The sequence below is a fragment of the Geodermatophilus sp. SYSU D00663 genome (genome assembly GCF_054050655.1).
On the sequence record NZ_JBJGZT010000061.1, the window covers coordinates 1 to 504 of the forward strand.

The window sequence follows — 504 nt, forward strand, 5'->3', positions numbered from 1 at the left end:
CCCGAAGCCGGTGGCCCAACCCCTCGTGGGAGGGAGCCGTCGAAGGCGGGATCGGCGATTGGGACGAAGTCGTAACAAGGTAGCCGTACCGGAAGGTGCGGCTGGATCACCTCCTTTCTAAGGAGCAACTCGCTCGGCGGACGATGTCCGTCGGGTGCAGAGCTGTGCTCGGGCCGTGATGGCCGCCCATGTCCGGGTGGCCGCGGAGCGTCCGAGGCAGTGCTCGAGGGTGGAACGCTGACCAGTTCGGCCGGCCGCTGCTGCGGCCTCCTAGTACGGCATCGCGTCTTCGGGCGCCTGCGGGGAACGGGGGTCGGGGGAGTTCGGACCGGTCGTAGGCACGCTGTTGGGTCCTGAGGGAGCGGGCTATCGCTTCTTCGTCCGGGCCTTCCCGATTTCACATCGCCGCGCGTGCGCGGGCCGGTGGAGTCGTTGGGGAAGGAGCGCGGGTTGGTCGTTGAGAACTGCACAGTGGACGCGAGCATCTTTGATCTCTTGTCTCGC

The 504-nt window shown here is 67.3% G+C and carries 1 rRNA gene; it reads left to right on the forward strand.

What is annotated here, in order from left to right:
• A 16S ribosomal RNA gene (locus tag ACI79Z_RS22840) occupies window positions 1–117 on the forward strand; the annotation flags it as partial.
• Window positions 118–504 lie beyond the last annotated feature (387 nt).